The organism is Bartonella sp. HY406, assembly GCF_025449315.1.
Taxonomy (GTDB): Bacteria; Pseudomonadota; Alphaproteobacteria; order Rhizobiales; family Rhizobiaceae; genus HY038.
In genome coordinates this window covers 1,470,277-1,494,491 of the sequence record NZ_CP104893.1, presented here as the reverse complement: position 1 = coordinate 1,494,491, position 24,215 = coordinate 1,470,277, and the positions used below count along the sequence as shown (strand labels likewise).

Genomic DNA, 24,215 nt, shown 5'->3' with positions numbered 1-24,215 from the left:
AGCAGAATATTAAATGCCGTTAATTCATTATTGGATGTTTTTTCCAAGTCTTCCGGCTATATCTTGGATGAATTGCCATGCAACTCGTCCTGATCGATTACCACGGGTTGTAGCCCAAGTTAGCGCTTCTTTACGTAGTTCATTGCTATCAATTGGTAATTTATAGTGCTCCGCATAACCAAAAATCATCGCTAAATAGTCATCTTGGCTGCATTTATGAAATCCAAGCCATAAACCAAAACGATCAGAAAGTGACACTTTCTCTTCAATTGCTTCCGATGGATTAATTGCGCTTGAGCGCTCGTTATCAATCATATCACGGGGCATTAAATGTCGTCGATTGGAGGTGGCGTAAAATAACACATTGGCTGGACGACCTTCAATGCCGCCGTCTAGTGCTGCTTTCAAAGATTTATATGATGTATCGTCATGGTCAAAGGACAAGTCATCACAAAAAAGTATGAAACGATAAGCTGTATCTTTTAAAAGATTCATCAATTGTGGCAAAGAATCAATGTCCTCACGATGAATTTCTACAAGTTTTAAGCGCTCTTCACTTTTATTTTCTAAATTAACCGCAGCATGGGCTGATTTAATCAATGATGATTTTCCCATGCCGCGTGCACCCCAAAGCAAAACATTGTTTGCAGCAAAACCTTGGGCAAAACGGCGGGTATTTTCAACTAAAGTATCACGCGATTGATCAACGCCTTTTATAAGATCAATATCCACCCGATTTACCTTTTTTACCGGACTAAGCGTAAGATTTGCCGCATCCCAAACAAAGCAATCTGCGTTTTCAGCTTCTACTGGTTTGGTAAGTGGTGGTGCGATTTGCCTAAGCACGCTAATCAATTCATCAAGCTTATTTAGCAATTCTGGATTATTAGGCATTGAAATTATCACCTTTATGTCAATATTTTAAAATTATTATTATGTTCTGGGTGTGAAAAATGCAATTCATTGTTTTTGCTAGTTGCTATAAGCTTCGCAACACATTATTTCGTGATAGTAACTGATAGTGGTATATATCGCTATTTTTATCAAATTGCTTAAGGAGTTTTCCTATGTCGTTTATTACACCAGCTTATGCGCAAGCTGCAGGTGGAGGTGGTTCAACATTTTCAATGCTTTTACCACTGGTTCTCATTTTCGTAATTATGTATTTTCTTATTATTCGCCCTCAGCGCGCGCAAATGAAAAAGCATCAAGAAATGATCAATGCTGTTCGTCGTGGCGACAATGTTATCACCGGTGGTGGCTTTATTGGTAAGGTTACCAAAGTTTTTGATGCAGAAGGTGAAGTTGAAGTTGAACTTGCTGATAATGTGCGTGTACGCGTTTTGCGTAGTACCTTGTCAAGTGTTCGCACCAAAGGCGAAGTTGCAGTTGAAAAAACAGCTAGCAAAGCCAATAATAAAGATCGCGGTCATAAAAACGATAAAAATGCTGATGAAACAGTGGATAAAAATGACAGCGATGAAACATCCGCAGAAAAAGATCAGGCATCAGAAAATAAATAATTTAAAATATAGCTAGAGCATTTGAAATTGATAATGTAAGCATTATTATGTCCTAGAGCCCATTCACGAATAATTGTGTCGTTGATGTGCTCTAGTTTGCTTTTATTGTCTTATCTTTTAACATAAAAGTTAATTTTTATTTTGTTGAAATTGCTCTAGCTTTTTTAGTTTGAAAATAAAATAAGTTAATGCTGTAAAATCTTTAAATGGGAATTGAGTAATATGCTATTTTTTTCTGTATGGAAGCGGGTTCTCATTTGGGCAGTAATTTTATTTGGTGTTATTGTTGCATTACCAAATATCTTGCCACACAGCGTTTTAAATAAGCTTCCTGAGGGGTATGCTAGCCTTCATTTACCGTTAGGTATAGATTTACGCGGTGGTTCACGGATCGTTATGCAGTTGCCAAAGGATGATGAGCAATTGCGTGCTGATACCATAGATGTGATTACAAGGCGTTTAGATCAATCAAATCAAGATTTTATGGATTATAGCGTAAACGCACAAGGCAGTCATGCAATTCGCGTTGAAGTGCCAGGCTTTTTTAATGTACAAGAATTAAAAGATATCGTTAGTGTACCGGCTAATACTGCTGTCTATCAAGAGGTGGACGGAATTAACGCGCAAGATGTTATTACTGGTAAAGTTGCAACGCCTCAAAATAGTGAAATTTTTTATGATTTTTCAGATCCGCCGGTTGGCTATCTTATTGACACTAATGCTGTTATCCGCAGCGAAAACCTTATTGGTGCCTTTGCAAACCCGATAGCCGATAGCCATAATGTGCAGGTTAACATAGCTCTTGATGAGGTTGGAGCACAAGCCCTTAATAATTTTACACAAACATCACCTAACAAGCGATTATTCTTTATTATGGATGGTGATATCATCTGGATTGAGAAAAATGTTAAAAAAACTGTTTCTGGTTACCTAGATATAGGCCCTGTTGAGGCTGAGCGGGCAAGTAGTTTTGCAACTCTTATTTCAAGTGGTCCACTTCCAACTGCAGTGACCTTAATTGAAGAGCGCACAATTGGTGCAGATCTTGGCAAGGATTATGCCGCTTCCGGCTTTAAAGCTGCCATTGGCGCTTTATTAGTTGTTGCAATTTTTATGGTTATTTCTTACGGATTTTTAGGTGTTGTTGCAGATATTGCTCTAACCGCAAATCTTGCACTTGTAATAACAATTTTGAGTTTTATTGGCGTTCCACTTTCGCTTGCTGGCTTTGCTGGTCTTGTTTTAACGATTGGTGTTTCGGTTGATGCGATTATTTTGATATATGAACGCATACGAGAAGACCGCCGTAATGGTTATTCAGTTACACAAGCATTAGAGGCTGGTTTTGCGCGAGCAAAGGGCACAATCATTGATGCCAATATTACTACTTTGATTGCTGCCTTAGTTCTTTTCTTGCTAGGTATTGGTCCAATTCACGGTTTTGCATTGACCGTAACCGTTGGCATTATTATATCGCTTTTTACAACACTTACCTTTACCCGACTAATGATTTCTACTTGGGTTCGCTATTCTAAGCCTGGTGAAGTTCCCGCACGTATTTTCCGCATTGTTCCGGTAAATACCCGCATAGCATTTATGCGTATTGGAAAATGGACACTTGGTATTGCATGCGCACTAATTATTGCAACAGGTGCCTTGACCCTAGTAAGCGGCGTTAATTACGGCATTGATTTTGCTGGCGGTTCGTTGGCTGTTTTAGAGGCTAAAGGCGATCACTCTGACCCTATTGATGTTGCTGAACGGGTAGGAAACCTTAATATTGGTGATGTAGTTGTTACGCAATCTAAAAACGCTAAAATTTTATATCTAACGGTTCCAAGTCAAGAAATGGGCGAGGATGCAGATCAGTCTGTTGCAGTAAAACTCAGAAACGAGTTTTCACAAGATTATCAATTACAACGTATGGACGTGGTTGGGCCGCAAATATCTGAAAACCTATCCTCTGCTAGTTTAGTAGCTGTTATAGTTTCCCTCATTGCTATTTTTGGTTATGTCTGGTTGCGCTTTGATTGGAAGTTTGCGATTGGCGCAGTTGTCACCACTATTCATGACGTAATCATCTTGTTGTTTTTATTCATTGTGTTCCAGTGGCAATTCAATATTTGGAGTATTGCTGCAGTGCTTGCAATTATTGGTTATTCTCTTAATGACACCATTGTTGTTTATGATAGGATAAGAGAACTCTTGCGCAAGGATGGTTATATCCAAATAACATCATTGGTTGATCTTGCCATTAATCGCACGTTGTCGCGTACCTTATTAACATCCCTTGCTACATTAATTGCCCATATTCCGCTTTACTATTTTGGTGGCACAGATATGCGTGACTTTGCTTCGGTATTATTGCTTGGGATTATTATTGGAACTTATTCCTCCATCTTTATTGCTGGTCCTTTAGCTGTTTTATTAGGCATAGGACGCAATAAACAAATGGAATATGAAGAAGATCTCGTTTCAGAATCAGCGTAATTGATATTCTGAAATATTGCATGCTAAATAAATAATAGGAATTTTTATGGTTCAAGGAATTGAAATCCGAGACGCACATTTTCCAGGTAGCGCTCCTATCGATGCCTATGGAAATGGTGGTTTTCGCTTTGCAGATATGTCCCATAAAGGCTCAATTATTTGCGTGCCAAGCGGTATATATGGTATAGATCTCACTCAATCAACGCCCACAATTTTTGATGTTGATCGAGTTTTGCAAGAAGCAGATGCAATTGAGATATTATTGATTGGTACGGGCGTAAATCTTTTGCGATTGCCAAAAGAGGTGCGTTCAGCACTACAACTGCGCAATATATCTGCCGATACCATGAGTACAGGTGCTGCCGTACGTACATATAATGTATTATTGGCTGAAAACCGCGCAGTTGCAGCAATTCTCTATGCGGTTGAATAATGGATAATACTCAATATTGTATGCAGCTTTTAAAGCAGGGTGATTTTGATCGTTATATCTCCTTGCTTTTTGCACCAGCGAAAAAGCGGGCAGGGCTTGCAGCTTTATTTGCATTTAATCATGAAATTGCACGTATTCGAAATGTGGTGAAAGAGCCATTAGCAGGTGAAGTTAGATTGCGGTGGTGGGCGGATAATATTGAAAAAGGCAGCAAGGAGCCAACCCAAAATCCAGTGCTTGATGCTTTGCTTGAGACGATTAGCATTTATGGCTTGCCCGAAAAGGCTTTAATCAATGCATGTGAAGCACGAATTTTTGATCTATATAATGATTCATTCATTACTATCGCTGACTTTGAGGGCTATTGTGGCGAAACACAGTCTATCCTGTTTAAGCTTGGTTGCCAAATATTGGACGAGTTTGAAGTGCAAAGTAGCGACAATGCATGCGGACATGGCGGTGTAAGTGCTGTATTAATGCAAATATTGCGCTTTTTACCTATGATCACTGCGGAACATCAATTTTACATTCCTACTGAGATTTTAAATGCTGTTGGTGTTAGCAGAGAAGATATTACTCCAGATAGCAATAATATTGAACAAAAGTCGCGAGTGATTGCAGCTTTAACGGCTTTTGCCTTTGAGCATTATACTGTTTTTAAAACTGCGCAACAAAAATTAGCACCAAGCTTAAGGCCAGTTTTTCTACCCTTAACACTTATGCCACGATATGTTAGACGGACACAGAAGGCTGACTTTATAGCGTTTACAAAGCCATTTGAATTGTCACACTTGCAACGTCAATGGTCCATTTTAAAAACAGCGATCACGGGTAAATTTTCAAACTAGTGCTTTTTTACCAATAGATGATTTATCTTTGACTTCAGTTAATGTGATTATGACATGAATTTTAAGTGCGCCCTTTAAACCATTTTATGTGAAATAGCGCTGCGGTAAAAAATATTAAAATTTGCTGTTTAAGAATCTGACACTAAGATTTGTCACAAGACAGTAATTTTAATATCCAAATGATTAATTTTGATAATTTTGTAAAAAAACTTATTTTAAAACATATAGTTATAATTAAATTGAGTTTATCTGTGTTTTTTCTATTTTTGCTGTTGACGTTTTGTCTTCTTAAACGTATGTTCCGCTCACTTTCCGCAACAAATCATGTTGTAAGGGAGCGCGTAGCTCAGCCGGTAGAGCAACTGACTTTTAATCAGTAGGTCCAGGGTTCGAATCCCTGCGCGCTCACCAATTTAGATTTCTTCATTAAAAATTTAGTTGTTTTATTTTTCGGAATAAAGATAAGAATTTAAAAAATTTTGCTGTGCTAATGCTGGTCCAACGAAAATAAGTGCTGTGCGTGAAATATTATGCTCATCAAGACTTATTTTAAGCTCTGAGAGCGTTGTAGGTATTATTTTTTCATTGTCCCAGCTAACATTTGCTGCAATAACAACAGGACATGTGTCCCCATAAAGCGGTGATAATTGTTGGATTATTGTATCTGGGTTTGTAGCAGATAAATGTATTACGATTGTTGCGCCAGATGCCCCTAAATGCGTTAAAGTTTCTTTTTCAGGCATAGCGGATGAGTTTTTTGAAGTACGGGTAAGAATAATTGACTGGTTAATTCCTGGCAGGGTTAATTCTTGTTTCATAGCCGCAGCTGCCGCTACAAATGAGGGAACGCCAGGAGTTATATCGTAAGGAATACCAATATCCTCAAGACAACGTATCTGCTCGGCAATTGCACCATAGAGTGATGGGTCACCCGAATGTAAGCGTGCTATATCTTGTCCCTTATTATGAGCATCCTTGACGAGCTCAATAATTTGATCAAGTGTCATATCATGGCTACTAATGCGTTTGATATGGGGGGGCAAATCTGTCAGCAAATCTTTAGGAATAAGAGAGCCGGCATAAAGACAAATAGGACAGGATTGTAATAGTCTAAGGCCGCGTACAGTGATGAGATCTGCAGCACCTGGGCCCGCACCAATGAAATGCACTGTCATGATAAACCTTTTTCTTGCCCATTTTAAAAATTACAAAAGAAATGATATGTAACGGTCACTTTGAAAATATATTGCTTTAACAAGCTTCAATCAAATTTATTAGAGCAATTATTTAGAATGTTGCTCTAATAAATTGTTTTTATTGTTTAATTTAATAAGGTTGGAAATCTTCCGAATGTCTGAAATGTTGACTATTTTTCCCATCTCTTATGAAACCACATCCATTGCCCAGGATATTCTCTTACCCAATTTTCAACAATATCATTTATCAATTGAACACTAGCATTGATGTCAATCGCACCTTCAGCGTTTTTGGGTAGATCAACCTTATCGAAAAGCTGTAACTTATATCGACCTTCAGGTAAGCGGATACAACGGGCAGGATAAACATCACAATCATATTGACGGGCTAATTTGGCCAGTAATGGATTTGTTTTAACTGGCAAATTGAAAAATGTTGTGTTCAATCCGCGACGAAACTTTTGATCTACCAACATTCCCACATTACCGCTTTCTTGCAGGCGACCGGCAAGAACCCAAGCTGATCCAGCTTTGGATGGAACCAAATGCCCCATCTTAGTGCGGCGGGCTTTTAAAACCCTCTTTGCGATGTAAGGGTTATTAGGTGGCCTAAATAGCGCCATCACATCAAGATCGTAGGTTGCTGCACAAATCGGTAAAAGCTCAAAATTGCCGGTATGAGCTGTAAAGAAAATATGTGGCTTATTCTCATCTCTGATGCGCTTGAATATTTCCTCTCCTTCAACCTCTACAAAACCAGGCTTATCTGATGTTGGATCGAAATCGAAAATTTCATCAAGAAAAACATATTCAGCAAAAAGACGCCCCATATTGCGCCACATTTCACGCGCAATCGATTTTATTTCCTTATCGTCTTTTTCAGGAAAAGCAGCACGAAGGTTTTTAAGTGCTACCTGATGACGAGGGGTCATTGGTCCAATTAAACTGGCAAAATTAGCAAAAAACGCAATACTTGGCTTTGCTGGTAAAAACTTAATTGACACCAACATGCCAGCCGCAATATGCGCCCATAACCAATTCCACCAATCTTTAAATTTCATTTTAAGACGGTAAATAAATAACTTGATGCGAAGTTTTAACATTTTAGATCAATCTATCTTTAGAATAATTTTTCCAAAGACATCTCGACCTTCCATGCGGCTAAGCGCTGTATCGATCTCTTCAAAACCAACGATGGTGTCAATTACCGGATGAACCAAGCCTTGTGCCATTTTTTGCATAGCATCTGCCATATTTTCCATACGGCAACCAAATGAACCTAAAATCTTCAATTGTTGTTGGAAAAGCTGCATCAAATTCATTTGAGTTGAAACGCCTGAAGTGGAACCGCAAGTCACAAGACGGGCACCACGTTTCATGCATAACATTGAACCTGCCCAAGTGGCTGCGCCGACATGTTCAAAAACAACATCAACACCTTTTTTGCGGGTTAGCTTGCGTACTACACCTTCAAAGCGATCTTCGCGGTAATTAATAACATGATCGGCACCTAATGCGCGTGCCTTTTCAATCTTATCATCTGAGCCAACCGTGGTTATGATGGTGCACCCCATTTTTTTGGCAAGTTGAATAGCCGCAGAACCAATACCAGATCCGCCAGCATGGATCAAAATAGTTTCACCTGGTTGTAACTTGGCATTATCAAAAAGCATGTGCTCAACAGTACCAAAAGTTACTGGTGCGACAGCTGCGCCAATCGCATCAACACCGGGAGGAGCAGGCACTAGAAGACGTGCCGGTAGATTCACTTTTTCGCAGGCAAAGCCATCCAAGTGGAAACCATGAACACCACTTACATGCTCACATAAATTATCGCGACCTTCGCGGCATGCCTTGCAAAGCCCGCAGGTTCTGGCGCCATAAATTGAAACCAATTGCCCTGGATAAACAGAGCTAACGCCTTCACCGATGGCAATAACTTCACCAGATGCCTCTGCACCGATGACGAGCGGCATTTTACGTTTGGCAAAGGCCATGCCGCGCCAACCCCAAACATCGATATGATTGAGTGCAACAGCTTTAATGCGTACAGTAACTTCGCCAATAGCTGGCGCATCTGGTTCTGCTATATCGGTAATTTCAAGGCGGCGATCATCTAGCAATTGCAGCGCGCGCATATGTGTAGTCCTCTCAAATAAATTTGCTGCTCTTTAATATGCAGCATAAAAATAAGCAAGCCCATAAAAGCTTGATAAAACTAATACTCGTGATATCGCATACCACATAAATGTTTAAGAATAAACCAAATGGATTACAACCCGCAATATAGAGTGGCGAGGTGACGTCGACAATTACGTCAAAATCACCTTAACTTAATGATTAGTTTTTATAAGCTTTAATTACCAGACTGCTATTTTGACCACCAAAGCCAAAAGAGTTTGATAATACTGTATCAACTTCTGCTGTGCGGGCAATATTAGGTACAACATCAAGCGGTATTGTTGGGTCAGCTTCTTGATAATTAATTGTTGGCGGCAAAATACCTGAACGAATTGTTAACAGTGAAAACACGGCTTCAATAGCGCCTGCTGCGGTTAACGTATGGCCAATCATCGATTTATTCGAAGATACGGGGATATTTTGAATGTTATCGCCGAATACCGTCGACATGGCAAGGTATTCCATTTTTTCATTCTCAGGCGTTGAAGTGCCATGGGCGTTAATATAGCCAACATCCATAACATTAAGACCAGCATCGGCTAAAGCTTTGTGGATCGAGCCTATCGCAGGAGACGCATCAGGTTTAGAGCGAGTACGATGGAAATCGTCGGCGGTTTCACCACAGCCTGCCAAGATTCCTAATATATTGGCACCGCGCTTAACCGCACTTTCCAATGATTCTAAAACCAAAGCACCAGAACCTTCAGCAATAACAAAGCCATCGCGCCCTTTTGCAAAAGGTTTCGAGGCTTTTTCTGGATGTTCATTTTGCGTGGATAAGGCTGATAAAAGTGAAAAACGGATAAGTGCTTCGGCTGTTACCGATCCATCGGTTCCAATTGTCAAAACACGGTCTGTTTCGCCGCGCCTGATCGCTTCAACTCCCGTTTGAATTGCGGTGGCACCTGATGCGCAAGCTGTCGATAAAGTTACCGGTAAACCACGCGTTCCAAATTCGTCAGCAATTCGCTCAGCAATAAAGCCAAATTGAGTGGAATTATAGAATTCATCATGTGGTTTTTGAGCGCAAGCTTGTAAAGCCAATTGATAGGATGCTTCACCTTGGTCGCACACCTCATCATCTAGGGTAAAACGACTTTTCCAAGCAAGTTCTACCGGTGGGGCTGCTAAAACAAGTGGGCCATCAAAATTTTTGCCGGCAAAACCAGCTTCTTCAAGGGCTTCTCGTCCGGCGAGCAATGCCAATTTTTCCGATAAAGTAGAAGCGCCAAGCTGACTTTCTGGTAAAAAATCAACAGTGCCGGCAATACGCGTTGCAAGGTTCTCAGTTGGAAAACGGCTAATCGCATGAATGCCGCTTATGCCATTCGTCAATTTATGCCAATTTTCTTCCTTGCCAATCCCAAGCGAGGAAACAACCCCCATACCAGTAATGGCAACAATTGGACGACCTAGATGATCAAGATATTGAGACATGGTACAAATATTCCTTATGCGCGCGTAATATGCGCAATACCTTCAGTGCGTGAAACACCTGCTGTGATAGCAAATGCATCTTTTACTTCACCTTCATAGGCTTTTTCATTGGTGCTAAGTGGTGGGAACGCGCTTTGTTTTTGTACAGCTATTGCTGCAAGGGCTGTTGCAAATAAAAACTGTGCTTCACGCATATGGCCAAAGAGACTGGCAAAACCACGATAGGAAAGCCCCGTTTTTTCTAATGCTGCACGCTCTTGATTGGTTATCTCAATAACGCCCGATGCACCACTAATTGCAAAATTATTCTCTTTTGCGCCAACCTTATCTAACATTCTTGTGAGGCTTGCTTCTAATGGCTGTTTTTTACGGTTGGTTTGATCCGTAATAATTGTTTTCAATTCACCATAAATGCTAGCGCCACGCGCCTTTGCTTGCTCAGCTTCTTCAAGAACAAGAAAAACGCCACTTGTGCCAGTTATAGCGCCGCCACCATGGGCAGAATCGCGCTCCCAAACCGATGACCATTTATCTTGTTGCAAATAGCCGCCCAAAGCATAGCCAAGCAACATATCATAATGTTCGCTATTATAGGATGCGCCAACCAATGTGTGGGTGCTTTGGCCGCCTCTAATGCGAGCAGTGGCAGTTTCAAGCGCTGCTATACCTGAACCTTCTTCACCCATAAATGTGCGCGATGAACCAGTTACTTTATGGACAATAGAAATATTACCTGCAAGTAGGTTGGATAGTTGGGCAAGAAAAAGGGTAGGTCGCAATTCGGTTGATAGCATCTTATTAAGCAGCACTTCGCGGTCAATACCTGCTTCTCTGCCTTTAGATAAAATTAACTGATCAACATTAATGTCGCGCTCACCGCCGCCTGCTGCAACGATCATATCCATGGTTGAAGTTAAAGCTTCATTACCTTTCATGCCAGCATCTTCTAGGGCAAGACCTGCGGCATAGGTACCAAGACGTTGCCATGTTTCCATTTGACGTTGATCGCTGCGCTTTGGAATTTGACTATTCCAATCAACTTCTCCTAAAGCATGAACCATATAGGGCGCAAAGCGTGCTTCATCCAAATTGGGCTGTGGTTTACCGTTTATTTGTTGCCAATGATGATCTACACCCTCACCAAGTGAAGAGATTAAGCCAATACCGGTGATGAAAACGGATTTTTCTTGCATCATATCCAATGCCCATAAATATACTGCCAAAGGACAAATATTTAAAATTGTCCGCAGAAATGTTAAATATTTTCAAGTTAAGTGTTTAGCACTTAATTACTTACATATCTCCCGATGCCAACTGAAGTGTTTAATACTCATGGCATCAGGAGGTAGAATTATAATTTTAAAAATTATTAGCTGGCAGCTTTTGCTGCAACAAGTTCATCAATCTTGGCGCAAAGATTTTTAAGGACAAAATATTCCTCAGTTTCAGCTTTGCCGTCATTAACTTCTTGTGTCCATTGCTCAAGTGGAATTTTAATGCCAAATTCCTTATCAATAGCAAAAACGATATCAAGGAAATCAAGGCTGTCGATCCCTAGGTCATCAATCGTGTGGCTCTCAGGTGTAATTGTATCACGATCAATTTCACTGGTTTCAGCAATAATATCGGCGACTTTGTCAAATGTTGAGGACAATGTGCAATTCCTTGTTTTAGCAATATATAACATGTTTTTAATATATTAAAAAACACATCACATATAAATTTGTTAACGCTCAATTAGTCTCGTTGAAGCTCATTGGCTTTTGCGAGAGTGTACAATAGTCTCTAATTTAAATCCATAGACCTCTTCTTAAAGACCATTTATTCATCCTACTCTTCGTTATATACGAAATTAGGCTATAATCCAAATTATGATTTATAGCTATCTAATCGCTTTGCAAGTGAAGTAAAAGGGTGAAAAATATATTTTTCACCCTTTTAACTGTTTCAAAGATAATATTTTATCATTTTTTTGCAAAAAAACTTTAAACTACATATGTTTTAGTAATGTTTAGCAAAAAGACAAAATTTTAATAGTCAAAATAATTCATTAGGTTGGGATAATACGGCGATGGCGACGGAAATAATCTCCCGTATCAACCTCTTTATCCTTTGCGGTTAAGAGTGCATTTCTGCGATTTGCTTCAACTACAGCTAGGGCAGTCATATTCACAACGCCGCGCGATGTAACCGAAGGTGTTAAAATATGGGCTGGTCTTGAAGGTCCCATTAGAATAGGTCCAACATGCAATGCATCAAGGGTTTGCTTGACAACATTCATGGTAATATTGGCTGAATCAAGATTAGGAAATACCAGAAGATTTGCTTCACCCTTTAAGCGTGAACCTGGTAAAACGCGATCACGTAAGGCTTGTGATAGAGCTGAATCACCATGCATTTCACCATCTGCTTCAATTTCTGGAAAACGTTGCGCAAATAGATTAGCAGTTTCGCGCATTTTTTCGGCGCTTTTGCTGCTTTTCGAACCAAAATTGGAGTGAGAAACAAAAGCAATTTTGGGTTCAATACCAAAGCCCTGTAGCTCTTGCGCGGCAAGCCAAGCAATTTCAACCAATTCTTCCGCTGTTGGATCTTGATTAACATAGGTGTCTGTAAAAAATATTGGCGTGCGCTGTGAGATAAGCAAACTTAATGCCGAGAAACCAGATACGCCCGGCTCAAGGCCGATTATTTGTTCAACCAATTGCAAATTGCGCTCAAAGCGACCACCAAGACCACAAATCATAGCATCCGCTTCGTCGCGCATAACAGCCAAAGCCGCAATTGCTGTTGTTGATGTTCGAACAATTGTGCGGGCAACTTCTGGTGTGACGCCGCGTCTACCTGTATAGCTTAAAAAGAGATCCACATAATCACGGTAGCGCGGATCATCATCAGGATTTATCAGCTCAAAATCTTCATTTGGTCTAATTTTTAAACCAAAGCGTCTTAGCCTTACATCAATAACATTAGGCCTTCCAATAAGTATCGGAATGGCTGTCTTTTCTTCTAATACGACTTGAGCAGCCCGCAATACACGCTCATCTTCACCATCTGCGTAAATTACACGTTTTACCTTGGAGCTTTTTGCCGTGGCAAAAACTGGCTTCATAATAAGTCCCGAACGGAAAACGAAGCGATTTAACTCTTCAAGGTAGTGCTCCATATCGGTAATTGGACGTAAAGCAACACCTGTCTCCATTGCAGCTTTGGCAACAGCTGGAGCAATGCGTAAAATAAGGCGATTATCAAAAGGTGAAGGAATTAGATAATCTGGACCAAATTTGGGTACTTCGCCACTATAGGCTTTTGCAGCTGTATCGGAGGTTTCCTCTTGCGCAAGTGCTGCAATGGCAAACACTGCCGCTCGTTTCATTTCTTCATTGATAGCGGTTGCACCAACATCTAATGCGCCACGGAAAATATGCGGGAAACAAAGGACATTATTCACCTGATTAGGATAGTCAGAACGCCCAGTACAAATCATCGCATCAGGACGAACTTTGCGCGCCTCTTCTGGCATAATTTCTGGTGTTGGGTTGGCGAGAGCCATGACGAGGGGCTTTTCAGCCATCGATTTTAACAATTCTGGCTTCAATACTCCGCCAGCTGAAAGACCAAGAAAAATATCGGCATCTTTAATGACTTCACTTAGAGTGCGTGCATCAGTTTGCTGCGCGTAAACTTCTTTCCATCTATCCATGAGGCTATTACGCCCTTCATAGACAACGCCTTCAATATCGCTGACCCAAATGTTTTCGCGCCGAGCGCCTAATGAAACAAGAAGATTGAGGCAGGCAAGGGCAGCCGCACCAGCGCCAGAAGTTACGATTTTTGCATGTTCAATACGCTTATTGGCAAGAGAAAGCGCATTGATGACAGCAGCCGCAACAATAATGGCTGTACCATGCTGATCATCATGAAAAACAGGTATTTTCATGATTTTACGTAATTGGTCTTCAACCTCGAAACATTCAGGTGCTTTAATATCTTCAAGGTTGATACCGCCAAAAGTAGGTTCTAAAGACGAAATGGTCTTTACCATTGATTCAATTGTTGGAGCTTCGATCTCAATATCAAAAACATCAATATTGGCAAATTTCTTAAAAAGGACAGCCTTACCTTCCATTACCGGTTTAGATGCCAATGGACCAATATTGCCAAGGCCCAAAACTGCGGTACCATTCGAAATAACCGCAACAAGATTAGCTCTTGACGTATATTGAGCAGCAAGATTAGGGTCATCATGAATAGCAAGACAAGGAGCGGCAACACCCGGCGAGTAGGCCAGTGCCAAATCGCGTTGGTTTCCCAAGGGTTTGGTTGCATGAATTTCTAATTTTCCCGGCTTTGGATATTGATGAAAAAACAATGCTGCTTCTTCAAGCTCTGAGAGTTTCTTTTTACCGCTTTTCGTTGTCATTATCTTGCCTTTGTTGCTAATTAACGCTTTTTAGGGGCCGCATAAATATTAAGCATTTACGTTTAATTTATTGCAATAATTATTAACAATATAGTTATCTGAGTTAGCTTTTTACGCATTAAAAAAATTATTAAAAAGCACTTGCATAAGAGCCGCCGTCAATAACCAAGTTTTGGCCTGTGATATAACCTGATTTTGATGAGCATAAGAAAGCACAAGCATCACCAAATTCTTCCGGATTACCAAAGCGCTTTGCAGGAATATGCGCCATGCGGTGCTTGTAAATATCATCTAATGGAAGTCCACTTGTCCTTTGCTCATTTTCGAGTGAGCCCTTTAGTCGATCAGTAGCGAACGCCCCAGGCAAAAGATTATTAATGGTAACATTACTGGATACTACGACTTGCGCAACCCCTGCTAAAAAAGCAGTTAAGCCAGCACGAGCACCAGATGATAGATCAAGCCCAGGAATAGGTCGATAAACCGAAGTTGACGTGATGTTAACAATTCTACCAAATTTACGGCTTACCATGCCATCAATTACAGCCTGAATAAGCTCGATTGGAGTAACCATATTTTGCTCCAATCCAGCCAGAATTGTTTGCCGATCTAGCTGCCTAAAGTTTTTATAAGCCGGACCGCCATTGTTGTTTACAAGGATATCAGGGTCGGGGCAGGCGGATAATAGAGCTTTTTGCCCTTCCTTGGTTGAGACATCAGCGTTGACGATTGAAACTTTAACGCCCGTTGCCATCTGAATTTCATCAGCAGCTTTTTGCAAGATTTCTTTATCTCTACCATTGATAGTGATTTCGCAACCAGCGCGCGCCAACGAAAATGCACAAGCTTTGCCAAGTCCTTTGCTTGAGGCACAGATAATTGCTTTTTTATTTTTCAAACCAAGATCCATTTTGGTCTCCTCATGCAAAGGTTTATTGTTCAATCGGCGATTAAGGGTAATCTAAGCCTATCAATTTATTTAGATTAGCTCCCGTAATGCGGTTAGTTTATACTGATACAAAAACTTAATTCAATCGATCCAACGCAAAAAAATGCGGTTGTTTTTTTATATCTATCTTCACAAATGAAAATTATTCAAATCGTTTTAAGCATTTTTTAAGTCCTAGAGCAATTTCAAAATAATGTGAGCAAAATTTTGAATTCGATAAATGCCCAAGTTAATTACAAGTGAATGTAAATTACGGTTTCTGATCTCATTAGGATAGGTGGCTTATTGGTCCGTTAGGATGGTTGAAATGTTTGCAATAATGCCGATTAAGTAAACAAATAACTTTAAATATAATTCACAACTATCTGATTTATAATGCATCATAAGATATTCAATTGAATTTTGATCTATAATGCTGTTAGGTATGAATAATTTATAAATATTGACACATCTCGATATTAAGATGATGAATCTTTCATCCTATGGCTTCATAAAAAGAAAAAATAATCATAGAAAATGAAATAATCGGAATGAAATATCCCTTTAATCATGAATTTTAAAACATTTAAATTAATTAATATTTTGATTTTAAATGATAAATTTGAAGGCCGTTAATTTTTTAAGGTTTACCTAGTTGTAAAACAATTAAATATTGGTTAGCTAGGGAGTAAATTATTAATATTTAATTAACCATAATAGTAAAAAATATATTATTAGAATCTATTGCTGCGTGCCGCGGCCAAAAGTGATTTGGAAATAATGGCAGAAAAACAAAAAAATAATCCCGATAGTTGGGCTAAGCCTAGTGTGGCAAGTGAAAATAAAAATGGTGCTACAACAATAGCATTAAGTGGTCATTGGACTACGCATACTATCTACTTAGTAGATAATGACATGCGTATGCTTGAAAAACTGGGTAATCAAAGGGTTGTTCTTTCGCTTAGCAATATTGATGGGCTTGATACAGGTGGGGCGTGGTTAATCGAGCGTCTCGCCTACCGCCTCCATAATAATCAATGCGAAGTTTCTATTGAAGGCTCAAAGCCCGGGTGGGAATCCTTGCTGAAATCTGTTGGCGCAGCCGTTCCATCGCAAGATGAAATTAAAAAGCCAAAAAAAGACAATGCACTCATTTTGACGGTGGGTGGTTTGGGTCGCGTAATGATGAGCGGCTTTAATGATTTTGTTATGGCAATGAATATCTTAGGCTCCACTTTGATTGGGCCTCAAGGTAAGCGAGCTGATGGGCGGAGCAGTATAAACTTTACCGCCATTGTTGCGCAAGTTCAGAAAATGGGTGTTGGCGCAATTCCGATTATATCGCTTATGTCATTTATTGTTGGAGCAATTATTGCTCAGCAAGGTGCTTTCCAATTGCGGAATTTTGGCGCCGAACCCTATGCTGTCGATCTTGTTGGCATACTTGTGTTTCGTGAATTAGCCGTATTAATGACAGCAATCATGATAGCGGGTCGTTCTGGTAGTGCTATTACTGCGGAGCTTGGCTCTATGAAAATGCAAGAGGAGATAGATGCGCTAAAGGTTATGGGATTCAATCCTGTTAGTGTTCTAGTTTTTCCTCGCTTGGTTGCGTTGGTTTTTGCTCTACCATTATTAACAATTATAGCTGATTTAGCTGCTTTATTGGGTGCAGCATGTGTCTTGTTGGCGTATTCGGGTATACCTTTTGGCGCCTTTATGGATCGTCTTTCAGAATCAGTAACCGTAAGTACTTTATTTGTTGGTCTTATCAAAGCCCCATTTATGGCAATGGTTATCGGTATTATTGCTTCGGTTGAAGGCATGAAGGTTGAAGGTAGCTCTGAATCTCTTGGTGCTCGAGTGACGTCATCAGTTGTTAAAGCTATTTTTGTGGTGATTGTGTTGGATGGTTTCTTTGCAATTTTTTATGCAGCAATCAATTTTTAAAAGAATTAGATTATGAATGATAAAGAAATGAATATATCTAATCAACAAGAACTAGTTGCAAATCCAGCATCAAATGATGCAATTATTTCCGTGCGCGATGTCACAGTGCGCTTTGGAACTAAAACTGTTCTTGATGGCTTAGACCTTGATATTCAACGTGGTGAAATTTTAGGTTTTATTGGTCCTTCTGGTGCTGGTAAATCCGTATTAATGCGCACTATTCTTGGGCTTAATTCAAAAGAATCAGGTCAAATCAATATTTTAGGAAAAAATATTGATGCGATAAGCGATAGGGAAAAAACGCAAATTGATATGCGCATGGGTGTATTATTCCAACACGGGGCATTGTTTTCGGCCCTTACTGTATTGGAAAATATTCGTATTCCCATGCAGCAATATTTACGCATGCCGCCAAAACTTATGAATGAATTGGCGCGCATGAAAATTGAGCTTGTGGGCTTGGAGGCCGATGCTGCCGATAAATATCCATCGGAATTATCAGGTGGTATGATTAAACGTGCAGCTCTTGCACGTTCATTGGCTCTTGACCCACATATTGTATTTCTTGATGAGCCGACCTCGGGTCTTGATCCGATTGGTGCGGCTGATTTTGATGAACTTATTGCTGATTTACGTGATACAATGGGGCTTACTGTTTATATGGTAACCCATGATCTTGACAGTCTTTACTCCATTTGTGATCGCGTGGCGGTTTTAGGTGGTAAAAAGGTTGCAGCAGAAGGAACAATTGAAGATATGCTTGAAAGTGATGTACCTTGGATTAAATCATATTTCCATGGCAAACGTTCACGTAGCATAAGTACCGATTCATCCCGGCGCCGTAAAGGGGCAAAGACAGAGGCAAATAGTTAAAATGGAAACCAAAGCAAGTTATGTATTGGTTGGTAGCTTCACGCTTGGCACACTAGCAGCAGCGTTTGCAATCATTCTATATTTTGGACATTTTCTTGATAATCGCAACTTGGCACCGCTTGATATACGTATTCCCGGGTCGGTTACTGGTCTAAGCGCAAGCAGTCAAGTATTGTTTAATGGTATTAAAGTTGGCACAGTGCGTCAGCTGGTTTTTGATGACACTAATCCAAATGTGGTAATAGCAAAGACTGAAGTTAACAGGACTATACGAATTACTCGCTCAACCCAAGCAACACTTGGCTTTCAAGGCTTAACAGGTCTCGCATTTATCGAGCTAAAAGGTGGTAGCCTAAATGAAAGTAATTTAGTTGAGGAAGCACAAAAGGAAGGTGCCGTTGCGCGAATCGATGCTGATCCTTCAACTCTTAATAATCTACTTGCAACAGCTCAAGATATTTTTGCGCGTGCTAATGAAGCTTTGACACAACTTGAAGGTTTTATCAAAGATGCACGTGGCCCTCTCACACAAACCGCAAAGAATGCAGAACTGTTTAGTAATACATTGGTCGATAACCGTGATGACATTGATAAAATCATGACCGATACACGTGAAATGATGGCACGTCTTAGTAACGCCTCGCAAAAAACAGATGCAATTATGGCAAAGCTAGATAATATGCTGTCACCAGACAATAAAAATTCGGTTGTTGTTCAGGCACAAGAAACGCTAGCTTCTATTAAACAGACGTCTGATACGTTAAACGCTCACATCAAACCGATTGCTAATAATGTTGAGCGTTTTTCAGGGCAGGGGCTTCGAAATATCGAAGCACTGGTTAATGATAGCCGTATTTCAGTTCAACGTATTGAACGTGCATTGACCGACCTTGAGAAAAATCCGCAGCAAATCTTATTCGGTAGTGGTAGTAGCGTACCACAATATGATGGGCGCAACCGCCGATGAGTTTTAGATCGCGCATATTTAATTTTATAAAAATAAATTTAGCTTATGCGCGATTAGTTGCCTTAGTATCAATTTTAACGCTACCCGCATGCACCTTTGAAACAAATAAAGATACATCAAATATTATCGCCCAAGTCGCTTCATGTGGCGATGGGATAATAAAAGCTTTTCAATTGTTAACTGAAGGCGAACCGCAATTTCATGCTCTTGATATTCGTTTTCCTGCGACGCACATAGGAGTAAATGGCGGTGCAGCTGTTTATCTTAATCATAAACGTATCGCGACGTTAAAGAAGTTTTTATAAAAAATGAAAAGACAGTCACCGTTGTTCGAGCCGCTATAAATTCAAAATATCATATTTCTCGTTCAACAATAGCGCATTTAAGCTTTCAGGGACTAACTGGTATGTGTCAGATTGAATTAATCAATAATGATAAGAGTAATGAAGATTTTTTGAAGGCTGATTCAAAGCAAGGATTAATAGCCAGAATAGTTGTAGATAAGAATTTTGAGAATCCTTGTAAGTGACTTAGGTTTTAATTTTTTAAATTTTGATTAAGTTGTGTTAAAAATAATATTTGAAAATTATTAAAACTTATCAATCAGATTTTGATAAAACTTACCTGACGCAATAGGAAAGGACACTTCGGTGAACTGGATGTATAAATTAAAAGGAAATATTATGAAGAAGCCTATTGGTTTAGGTATTTTGCTTGCAACTATTGGTTTAGCAGGATGTTCAACTGTTACTGTTAAACAAACCTTTGATCTTTCGACTGCAAATTTGGCAGTTGTTAATCAATCCAGTGCTGTAAAGCGTAAGCCGGTTCAGATTCTCATTGCCAATCCATCTGCATTAAAAGCCCTTGATGGTCAAGATATCATGGTGCAAAGCAATGGTGCGTCAATTTCTTATTTGAAAGATTCACAATGGGCAGACAGGTTGCCAAATCTTGTGCAAGCTCGTCTTGTTCAAGCTTTTGAAGATACCAGAAGGCTTGCAGGGGTAGGTCGTCCTGGGGATGGTCTTGCTATTAATTATCAAATTATCAGCGATATTCGCGTATTCGGTATTAATTCTGCCCAAAGTCCAGAAAAGGCCGATGTCGAGATCGCTGTTAAGATACTTGATGATCGCACTGGTAATGTCCGTGCGACCCAAATATTTAAAGCTCAAAGCCCTGTACATGGCACTGGCAATGATGCCTATGCACAAGCTTTAGAGTCTGCTTTTTCTGAAGCAACTTCGCAAATCGTTAATTGGACGCTAACCAAGATTTAATGCATATAATTGAGCATTTTGTAATGAAAATGCTCAATTTTCATAGTGCTATTGATTTCTTTTGAAAAATTGATAATTGATAGATCAAATTTTTGATTGATGTTCGATAAGGATATTTGAAATGGCTGGCTTTGATCCACTCGTGTTTTCTGGTGTGCAACCAACAGGAAACTTGCAACTAGGTAATTATCTTGGGGCAATCAAGCGTTGGGTAGAATTACAACAAAGCTATAATTGTGTGTATTGCGTTGTTGATATGCATGCCTTGACCATTAATCCAGATCCAACTGAACTTATTAAAAATACCCGTGAAGTTGCAGCGGCTTTTATTGCTTCGGGAATTGATCCTGAAAAGCATATTATTTTCAATCAAAGTCGTGTTTACCAACATGCCGAACTTGCTTGGGTTTTTAATTGTGTTGCGCGTATGGGTTGGATGAGCCGTATGACACAGTTTAAAGATAAGGCAGGTAAGGATCGTGAAAACGCATCGCTTGGCCTATTTGCTTATCCAAGTCTGATGGCTGCAGATATTCTTGTTTACCGCGCAACTCATGTACCTGTTGGTGAAGACCAAAAACAGCATTTAGAACTTACCCGTGATATTGCGCAAAAATTTAACAATGATTATTCGGCACGTATTGGCGAGCTCAATGTAGGTGTTGATATGCAAGTTGGTGATAAAAGCGTTAATGGGTTTTTTCCAATGGCAGAACCGCTTATTGGTGAAACGTCCATGCGTATTATGTCATTACGCGATGGCACTAAAAAAATGTCAAAATCGGATCCATCTGATATGTCACGTATTAACCTCATTGATAAAGCTGATGACATTGCAAAAAAAATCCGTAAGGCAAAAACTGATACGGAACCTTTGCCAGAGTTGGTTGATGGTTTAAAAGATCGTCCAGAGGCTAATAATCTTGTTGGTATTTATGCAGCGCTTGCTGGCATAGAAAAACAAGATGTTTTAGCGGAGTTTTCTGGCAAGCAGTTTTCAGAATTTAAACCGCAACTCGCTGATTTGGCTGTTAGCCAATTGGAACCAATTGCCACCAATTTACGTCGCCTTAATAATGAACCTGCCTATATTGATGCGGTTTTGAAAAAGGGTGGGGAACGCGCCAGTGAAATTGCTGAAAAGACAATGAAATCTGTACGCGACATTGTTGGCTTCTTACAGAACTAATGGTTTCATTATTAAATAAAAAATCTCAATAATATAATGTTTATTGAGTTTTTTTGCTCGTGCAAAAATTTTTGCAGACTGTCGATTAATAATTTGGCTCACATTTTTCTATAACCTTTTTAAACTAACTTTTTGTTATGTGGGAAGTATAATTTCAACTGAAATACTTCTGGTATATTGATTAAAAAGATGCTTTTCATAAATGTTCGTGTTGAAAATGAAAACGTTAACATTTTTGGGGAGGTAGCAATGCAATCAAATGATAAGCCCATCGGTATTGTCGTCATGGGTCCATCGGGCGTTGGAAAAACAACAACCGCACAATTATTGGTCAATAAAACCCATTGGCAATTTGCAGAAGCTGATGAATTCCATCCGAAAACCAATAAAGATAAAATGGCGGCTGGGATACCGCTTAATGATGAAGATCGGAAACCATGGCTTGAGCTGCTACGCAATTTTATTGATAAAAATGCGCAGAATGGTAAAAATACCATTATTACCTGTTCTGCTTTAAAGCGTATTTATCGTGATATATTGCGGCAAACACAACATGCCAATATATTTTTCGCAGAGCTTTATGGCCCTGAAACTTTGGTTGCAGAACGAATTTCGCACCGCCAACATGACTATATGCCTGCATCCTTGCTCGATTCACAATATGCAATATTAGAATCTTTGCAAGATGATGAGTCGGGCGAACGTTTTTCTATATCTGGCAGCCCTGAAGAAATTACGGATGAAATCTTGAAAGCTATAGATTATGATGGGGGCGATGATCAATGTTGAAAGATTTTGTGCAAACCCTTGGTGCACCAGAATTGTTGCTCATTACAGCGATTGCCATTTTGGTTCTTTTGGTTCTCATCATAAAATTAAAAATTCATGCTTTCCTTGCCTTAATTATTGTTAGTATCGCAACTGCGTTTGCTACGCAAATTCCCTCAAATCGAATTGTTGAGGTATTAACGTCAAGCTTTGGCGCAACTGTAGGCGGCGTAGCTCTATTGGTTGGTCTTGGTGCAATGTTGGGGCGCATGGTTGAAGGTTCTGGCGGTGCGCATGCATTGGCTGAATCACTCATTAGCCGCTTTGGCGAACAAAGGGCGCCGCTTGCCCTTGGAGTTGCATCGCTTTTATTCGGGTTTCCTATATTTTTTGACGCAGGCCTCATTGTCATGCTGCCTATTGTCTTTAGCGTTGCAAAGCGCCTGGGCGGTGGAATCTTGCGCTATGCAATTCCTGCCGCAGGTGCATTTTCGGTAATGCATGTCTTTGTGCCACCTCATCCTGGACCAGTAGCTGCAGCTTCATTTCTTCATGCCGATATTGGCCTTTTAACTATTATAGGTATTATTATCGCTATTCCGACATGGTATGTGACATCTTATTTATTTGGGCTTTTTGTTGGCAAACGCTATGTTTTTCCGGTGCCTGATTTATTGTCAGGTGGCAAAGAAATAGAATATAAAAATCCACCAAGCGCTGCAACTATTGTTGTTGTCTTGCTCATTCCCCTCGTGATTATATTCATGAACACGGGGTTAACTACCTTAAAATCAGCTGGGGTTATTGAAGGCACGGGTTATTGGTTTGGCGTTTTAACCACTATTGGGTCAACACCTGTCGCACTGCTTATTGCTGTTTTATTTGCATCTTACAAGCTTGGATATTTACGCGGTTTAAGCGGTGTTGATATTGAAAAAATGCTTGGTTCTGCCCTTGGGCCTGTTTGCGGTGTCATTCTCATTACTGGGGCAGGCGGCATGTTTGGTGGTGTTTTGCGAGCAAGTGGTATTGGCGACGCCCTTGCAGGCTCTTTATCCTCTATTGGGTTACCTGTTTTTGTTGCCGGCTTTGTTGTGGCAGCAATTTTGCGTATTGCTCAAGGGTCGGCAACGGTTGCACTTACGACAGCTGCTAGTTTAATTGAAACAGCGGTGCTTAACTCTGGCTATAATAGTTTTCAAATCATTGCGACGGTAATTGCTGTTGCAGCAGGTTCGGTTGTTTGTAGCCATGTAAATGATTCGGGTTTTTGGCTGGTTAGTCGTTTTCTTGAAATCGATGAAAAGACAACATTTAAAACTTGGACGGTTATGGAAACAACTATTGGCATTATGGCATTTTTGCTAGCTGGCATGTTATTTTTAGTTGCTAGCATTTTTTAATTTTTAATCATAATAAATTTTGTAATAAGCTTCTTTTAGCGCAGATATGCCTCAACAAAACTAAGGGCTTAAAAATATTTGCGCTATAAGATCTTTTGAAAAACCAATTTTGCTAAAATTATCACATAAAGTTTAACGGCTTAAATAATTCACCCTTTTGACTTTTATAATGATTTGAAAAGACTTATCATGAAACCAGTATGAAGCTTATGTAACGCGCCGATATGTCAATTCGATATATTATTAAGAGTGGCAGTGTGCATTAAAAGCTTAGCTTTAATTTGAACTTTTTCAATTGTTCAAGTTTGGTAATTACCGAATAA

At 39.8% G+C, this 24,215-nt stretch carries 21 protein-coding genes and 1 tRNA gene; 13 read left to right on the top strand and 9 right to left on the bottom strand.

The window, feature by feature from the left end:
- Nucleotides 1-27: 27 nt before the first annotated feature.
- Nucleotides 28-894 carry an ATP-binding protein gene (locus N6B01_RS06260; protein WP_262080425.1) on the bottom strand — a complete coding sequence of 289 codons (867 nt, stop codon included), beginning with the start codon at nt 892-894 and terminating at the stop codon, nt 28-30.
- A gap of 173 nt (nt 895-1,067) precedes the next feature.
- Here N6B01_RS06260 and yajC point away from each other — a divergent pair, with 173 nt between their 5' ends.
- The 5 genes from yajC (at nt 1,068) to N6B01_RS06235 (ending at nt 5,705) form a co-directional block, all read left to right on the top strand.
- Nucleotides 1,068-1,523: a preprotein translocase subunit YajC gene (yajC, locus tag N6B01_RS06255; RefSeq protein ID WP_262080424.1), complete on the top strand. Its 456-nt coding sequence runs from the start codon at nt 1,068-1,070 to the stop codon at nt 1,521-1,523.
- A gap of 222 nt (nt 1,524-1,745) precedes the next feature.
- The gene (gene secD / locus N6B01_RS06250) at nt 1,746-4,013 is read left to right on the top strand and encodes a protein translocase subunit SecD (protein ID WP_262080423.1); all 2,268 of its coding nucleotides are present in this window, start codon (nt 1,746-1,748) and stop codon (nt 4,011-4,013) included.
- Nucleotides 4,014-4,059: 46 nt separating this feature from the next.
- A complete protein-coding gene (locus N6B01_RS06245; RefSeq protein WP_262080422.1) occupies nt 4,060-4,446 on the top strand; it encodes an Mth938-like domain-containing protein in 387 nt (128 codons plus the stop codon).
- Nucleotides 4,446-5,294: a phytoene/squalene synthase family protein gene (locus N6B01_RS06240; RefSeq protein WP_262080421.1), complete on the top strand. Its 849-nt coding sequence runs from the start codon at nt 4,446-4,448 to the stop codon at nt 5,292-5,294. Before N6B01_RS06245 ends, N6B01_RS06240 begins: the two co-directional genes overlap by 1 nt.
- A gap of 335 nt (nt 5,295-5,629) precedes the next feature.
- Nucleotides 5,630-5,705: transfer RNA gene (locus N6B01_RS06235), tRNA-Lys, on the top strand.
- Nucleotides 5,706-5,737: 32 nt separating this feature from the next.
- Here the strand turns inward: N6B01_RS06235 and cobM are convergent.
- The 8 genes from cobM to N6B01_RS06195 all read right to left on the bottom strand — a co-directional run bounded on the left by cobM (nt 5,738) and on the right by N6B01_RS06195 (nt 15,441).
- Entirely contained in the window at nt 5,738-6,469 is a 732-nt protein-coding gene (gene cobM / locus N6B01_RS06230; protein WP_182419418.1) for a precorrin-4 C(11)-methyltransferase, read from the bottom strand.
- Nucleotides 6,470-6,660: 191 nt separating this feature from the next.
- A complete protein-coding gene (locus N6B01_RS06225) occupies nt 6,661-7,593 on the bottom strand; it encodes a lipid A biosynthesis lauroyl acyltransferase (protein ID WP_262080420.1) in 933 nt (310 codons plus the stop codon).
- A 6-nt stretch (nt 7,594-7,599) separates the two neighbouring features.
- The gene (locus tag N6B01_RS06220) at nt 7,600-8,628 is read right to left on the bottom strand and encodes a zinc-binding dehydrogenase (RefSeq protein ID WP_262080419.1); all 1,029 of its coding nucleotides are present in this window, start codon (nt 8,626-8,628) and stop codon (nt 7,600-7,602) included.
- Between the two features lie 202 nt (nt 8,629-8,830).
- Nucleotides 8,831-10,108 carry a beta-ketoacyl-ACP synthase gene (locus N6B01_RS06215; protein ID WP_262080417.1) on the bottom strand — a complete coding sequence of 426 codons (1,278 nt, stop codon included), beginning with the start codon at nt 10,106-10,108 and terminating at the stop codon, nt 8,831-8,833.
- A 14-nt stretch (nt 10,109-10,122) separates the two neighbouring features.
- Nucleotides 10,123-11,301 carry a beta-ketoacyl-ACP synthase gene (locus N6B01_RS06210; protein WP_262080594.1) on the bottom strand — a complete coding sequence of 393 codons (1,179 nt, stop codon included), beginning with the start codon at nt 11,299-11,301 and terminating at the stop codon, nt 10,123-10,125.
- 176 nt (nt 11,302-11,477) lie between these two features.
- A complete protein-coding gene (locus tag N6B01_RS06205; RefSeq protein WP_182419414.1) occupies nt 11,478-11,762 on the bottom strand; it encodes an acyl carrier protein in 285 nt (94 codons plus the stop codon).
- Nucleotides 11,763-12,158: 396 nt separating this feature from the next.
- Nucleotides 12,159-14,531: an NADP-dependent malic enzyme gene (locus N6B01_RS06200; RefSeq protein ID WP_262080415.1), complete on the bottom strand. Its 2,373-nt coding sequence runs from the start codon at nt 14,529-14,531 to the stop codon at nt 12,159-12,161.
- 130 nt (nt 14,532-14,661) lie between these two features.
- Nucleotides 14,662-15,441 (bottom strand): SDR family oxidoreductase, encoded by a 780-nt coding sequence (locus tag N6B01_RS06195; RefSeq protein ID WP_182419412.1) that lies wholly within the window; start codon nt 15,439-15,441, stop codon nt 14,662-14,664.
- 798 nt (nt 15,442-16,239) lie between these two features.
- Between N6B01_RS06195 and N6B01_RS06190 the strand changes: the two genes are divergently transcribed.
- From N6B01_RS06190 to N6B01_RS06155, 8 genes are all read left to right on the top strand, one after another.
- Nucleotides 16,240-17,409, top strand: coding sequence for an MlaE family ABC transporter permease (locus tag N6B01_RS06190; RefSeq protein ID WP_262080413.1), 1,170 nt, complete (start codon nt 16,240-16,242; stop codon nt 17,407-17,409).
- Nucleotides 17,410-17,436: 27 nt separating this feature from the next.
- On the top strand, nt 17,437-18,282 hold the full coding sequence (locus tag N6B01_RS06185; protein WP_262080593.1) for an ABC transporter ATP-binding protein: 846 nt from the start codon (nt 17,437-17,439) through the stop codon (nt 18,280-18,282).
- A gap of 1 nt (nt 18,283) precedes the next feature.
- Nucleotides 18,284-19,249, top strand: coding sequence for an MlaD family protein (locus N6B01_RS06180; RefSeq protein WP_182419409.1), 966 nt, complete (start codon nt 18,284-18,286; stop codon nt 19,247-19,249).
- Nucleotides 19,246-19,554 carry a hypothetical protein gene (locus tag N6B01_RS06175; RefSeq protein WP_262080411.1) on the top strand — a complete coding sequence of 103 codons (309 nt, stop codon included), beginning with the start codon at nt 19,246-19,248 and terminating at the stop codon, nt 19,552-19,554. Before N6B01_RS06180 ends, N6B01_RS06175 begins: the two co-directional genes overlap by 4 nt.
- Nucleotides 19,555-19,932: 378 nt before the next feature.
- A complete protein-coding gene (locus tag N6B01_RS06170; RefSeq protein ID WP_262080409.1) occupies nt 19,933-20,532 on the top strand; it encodes an ABC-type transport auxiliary lipoprotein family protein in 600 nt (199 codons plus the stop codon).
- 121 nt (nt 20,533-20,653) lie between these two features.
- Nucleotides 20,654-21,721, top strand: a complete 1,068-nt coding sequence (gene trpS, locus N6B01_RS06165) for a tryptophan--tRNA ligase (RefSeq protein ID WP_262080407.1) — start codon at nt 20,654-20,656, stop codon at nt 21,719-21,721.
- Between the two features lie 249 nt (nt 21,722-21,970).
- On the top strand, nt 21,971-22,510 hold the full coding sequence (locus N6B01_RS06160; RefSeq protein WP_262080406.1) for a gluconokinase: 540 nt from the start codon (nt 21,971-21,973) through the stop codon (nt 22,508-22,510).
- A complete protein-coding gene (locus N6B01_RS06155) occupies nt 22,504-23,892 on the top strand; it encodes a GntP family permease (protein ID WP_262080405.1) in 1,389 nt (462 codons plus the stop codon). The genes N6B01_RS06160 and N6B01_RS06155 overlap by 7 nt, the downstream gene beginning before the upstream one ends.
- The last annotated feature ends 323 nt before the right edge of the window (nt 23,893-24,215 follow it).

Bases quoted from the DNA above. Each gene is read 5' to 3' on its own strand.
- N6B01_RS06215 (WP_262080417.1), bottom strand. From the start codon at position 10,108: ATGTCTCAATATCTTGATCATCTAGGTCGTCCAATTGTTGCCATTACT.
- N6B01_RS06190 (WP_262080413.1), top strand. From the start codon at position 16,240: ATGGCAGAAAAACAAAAAAATAATCCCGATAGTTGGGCTAAGCCTAGT.
- N6B01_RS06180 (WP_182419409.1), top strand. From the start codon at position 18,284: ATGGAAACCAAAGCAAGTTATGTATTGGTTGGTAGCTTCACGCTTGGC.
- N6B01_RS06155 (WP_262080405.1), top strand. From the start codon at position 22,504: ATGTTGAAAGATTTTGTGCAAACCCTTGGTGCACCAGAATTGTTGCTC.
- N6B01_RS06170 (WP_262080409.1), top strand. From the start codon at position 19,933: ATGAAGAAGCCTATTGGTTTAGGTATTTTGCTTGCAACTATTGGTTTA.
- trpS (WP_262080407.1), top strand. From the start codon at position 20,654: ATGGCTGGCTTTGATCCACTCGTGTTTTCTGGTGTGCAACCAACAGGA.
- N6B01_RS06195 (WP_182419412.1), bottom strand. From the start codon at position 15,441: ATGGATCTTGGTTTGAAAAATAAAAAAGCAATTATCTGTGCCTCAAGC.
- yajC (WP_262080424.1), top strand. From the start codon at position 1,068: ATGTCGTTTATTACACCAGCTTATGCGCAAGCTGCAGGTGGAGGTGGT.
- N6B01_RS06200 (WP_262080415.1), bottom strand. From the start codon at position 14,531: ATGACAACGAAAAGCGGTAAAAAGAAACTCTCAGAGCTTGAAGAAGCA.
- secD (WP_262080423.1), top strand. From the start codon at position 1,746: ATGCTATTTTTTTCTGTATGGAAGCGGGTTCTCATTTGGGCAGTAATT.
- N6B01_RS06160 (WP_262080406.1), top strand. From the start codon at position 21,971: ATGCAATCAAATGATAAGCCCATCGGTATTGTCGTCATGGGTCCATCG.
- cobM (WP_182419418.1), bottom strand. From the start codon at position 6,469: ATGACAGTGCATTTCATTGGTGCGGGCCCAGGTGCTGCAGATCTCATC.
- N6B01_RS06240 (WP_262080421.1), top strand. From the start codon at position 4,446: ATGGATAATACTCAATATTGTATGCAGCTTTTAAAGCAGGGTGATTTT.
- N6B01_RS06260 (WP_262080425.1), bottom strand. From the start codon at position 894: ATGCCTAATAATCCAGAATTGCTAAATAAGCTTGATGAATTGATTAGC.
- N6B01_RS06175 (WP_262080411.1), top strand. From the start codon at position 19,246: ATGAGTTTTAGATCGCGCATATTTAATTTTATAAAAATAAATTTAGCT.
- N6B01_RS06220 (WP_262080419.1), bottom strand. From the start codon at position 8,628: ATGCGCGCGCTGCAATTGCTAGATGATCGCCGCCTTGAAATTACCGAT.
- N6B01_RS06245 (WP_262080422.1), top strand. From the start codon at position 4,060: ATGGTTCAAGGAATTGAAATCCGAGACGCACATTTTCCAGGTAGCGCT.
- N6B01_RS06225 (WP_262080420.1), bottom strand. From the start codon at position 7,593: ATGTTAAAACTTCGCATCAAGTTATTTATTTACCGTCTTAAAATGAAA.
- N6B01_RS06185 (WP_262080593.1), top strand. From the start codon at position 17,437: ATGAATATATCTAATCAACAAGAACTAGTTGCAAATCCAGCATCAAAT.
- N6B01_RS06210 (WP_262080594.1), bottom strand. From the start codon at position 11,301: ATGCAAGAAAAATCCGTTTTCATCACCGGTATTGGCTTAATCTCTTCA.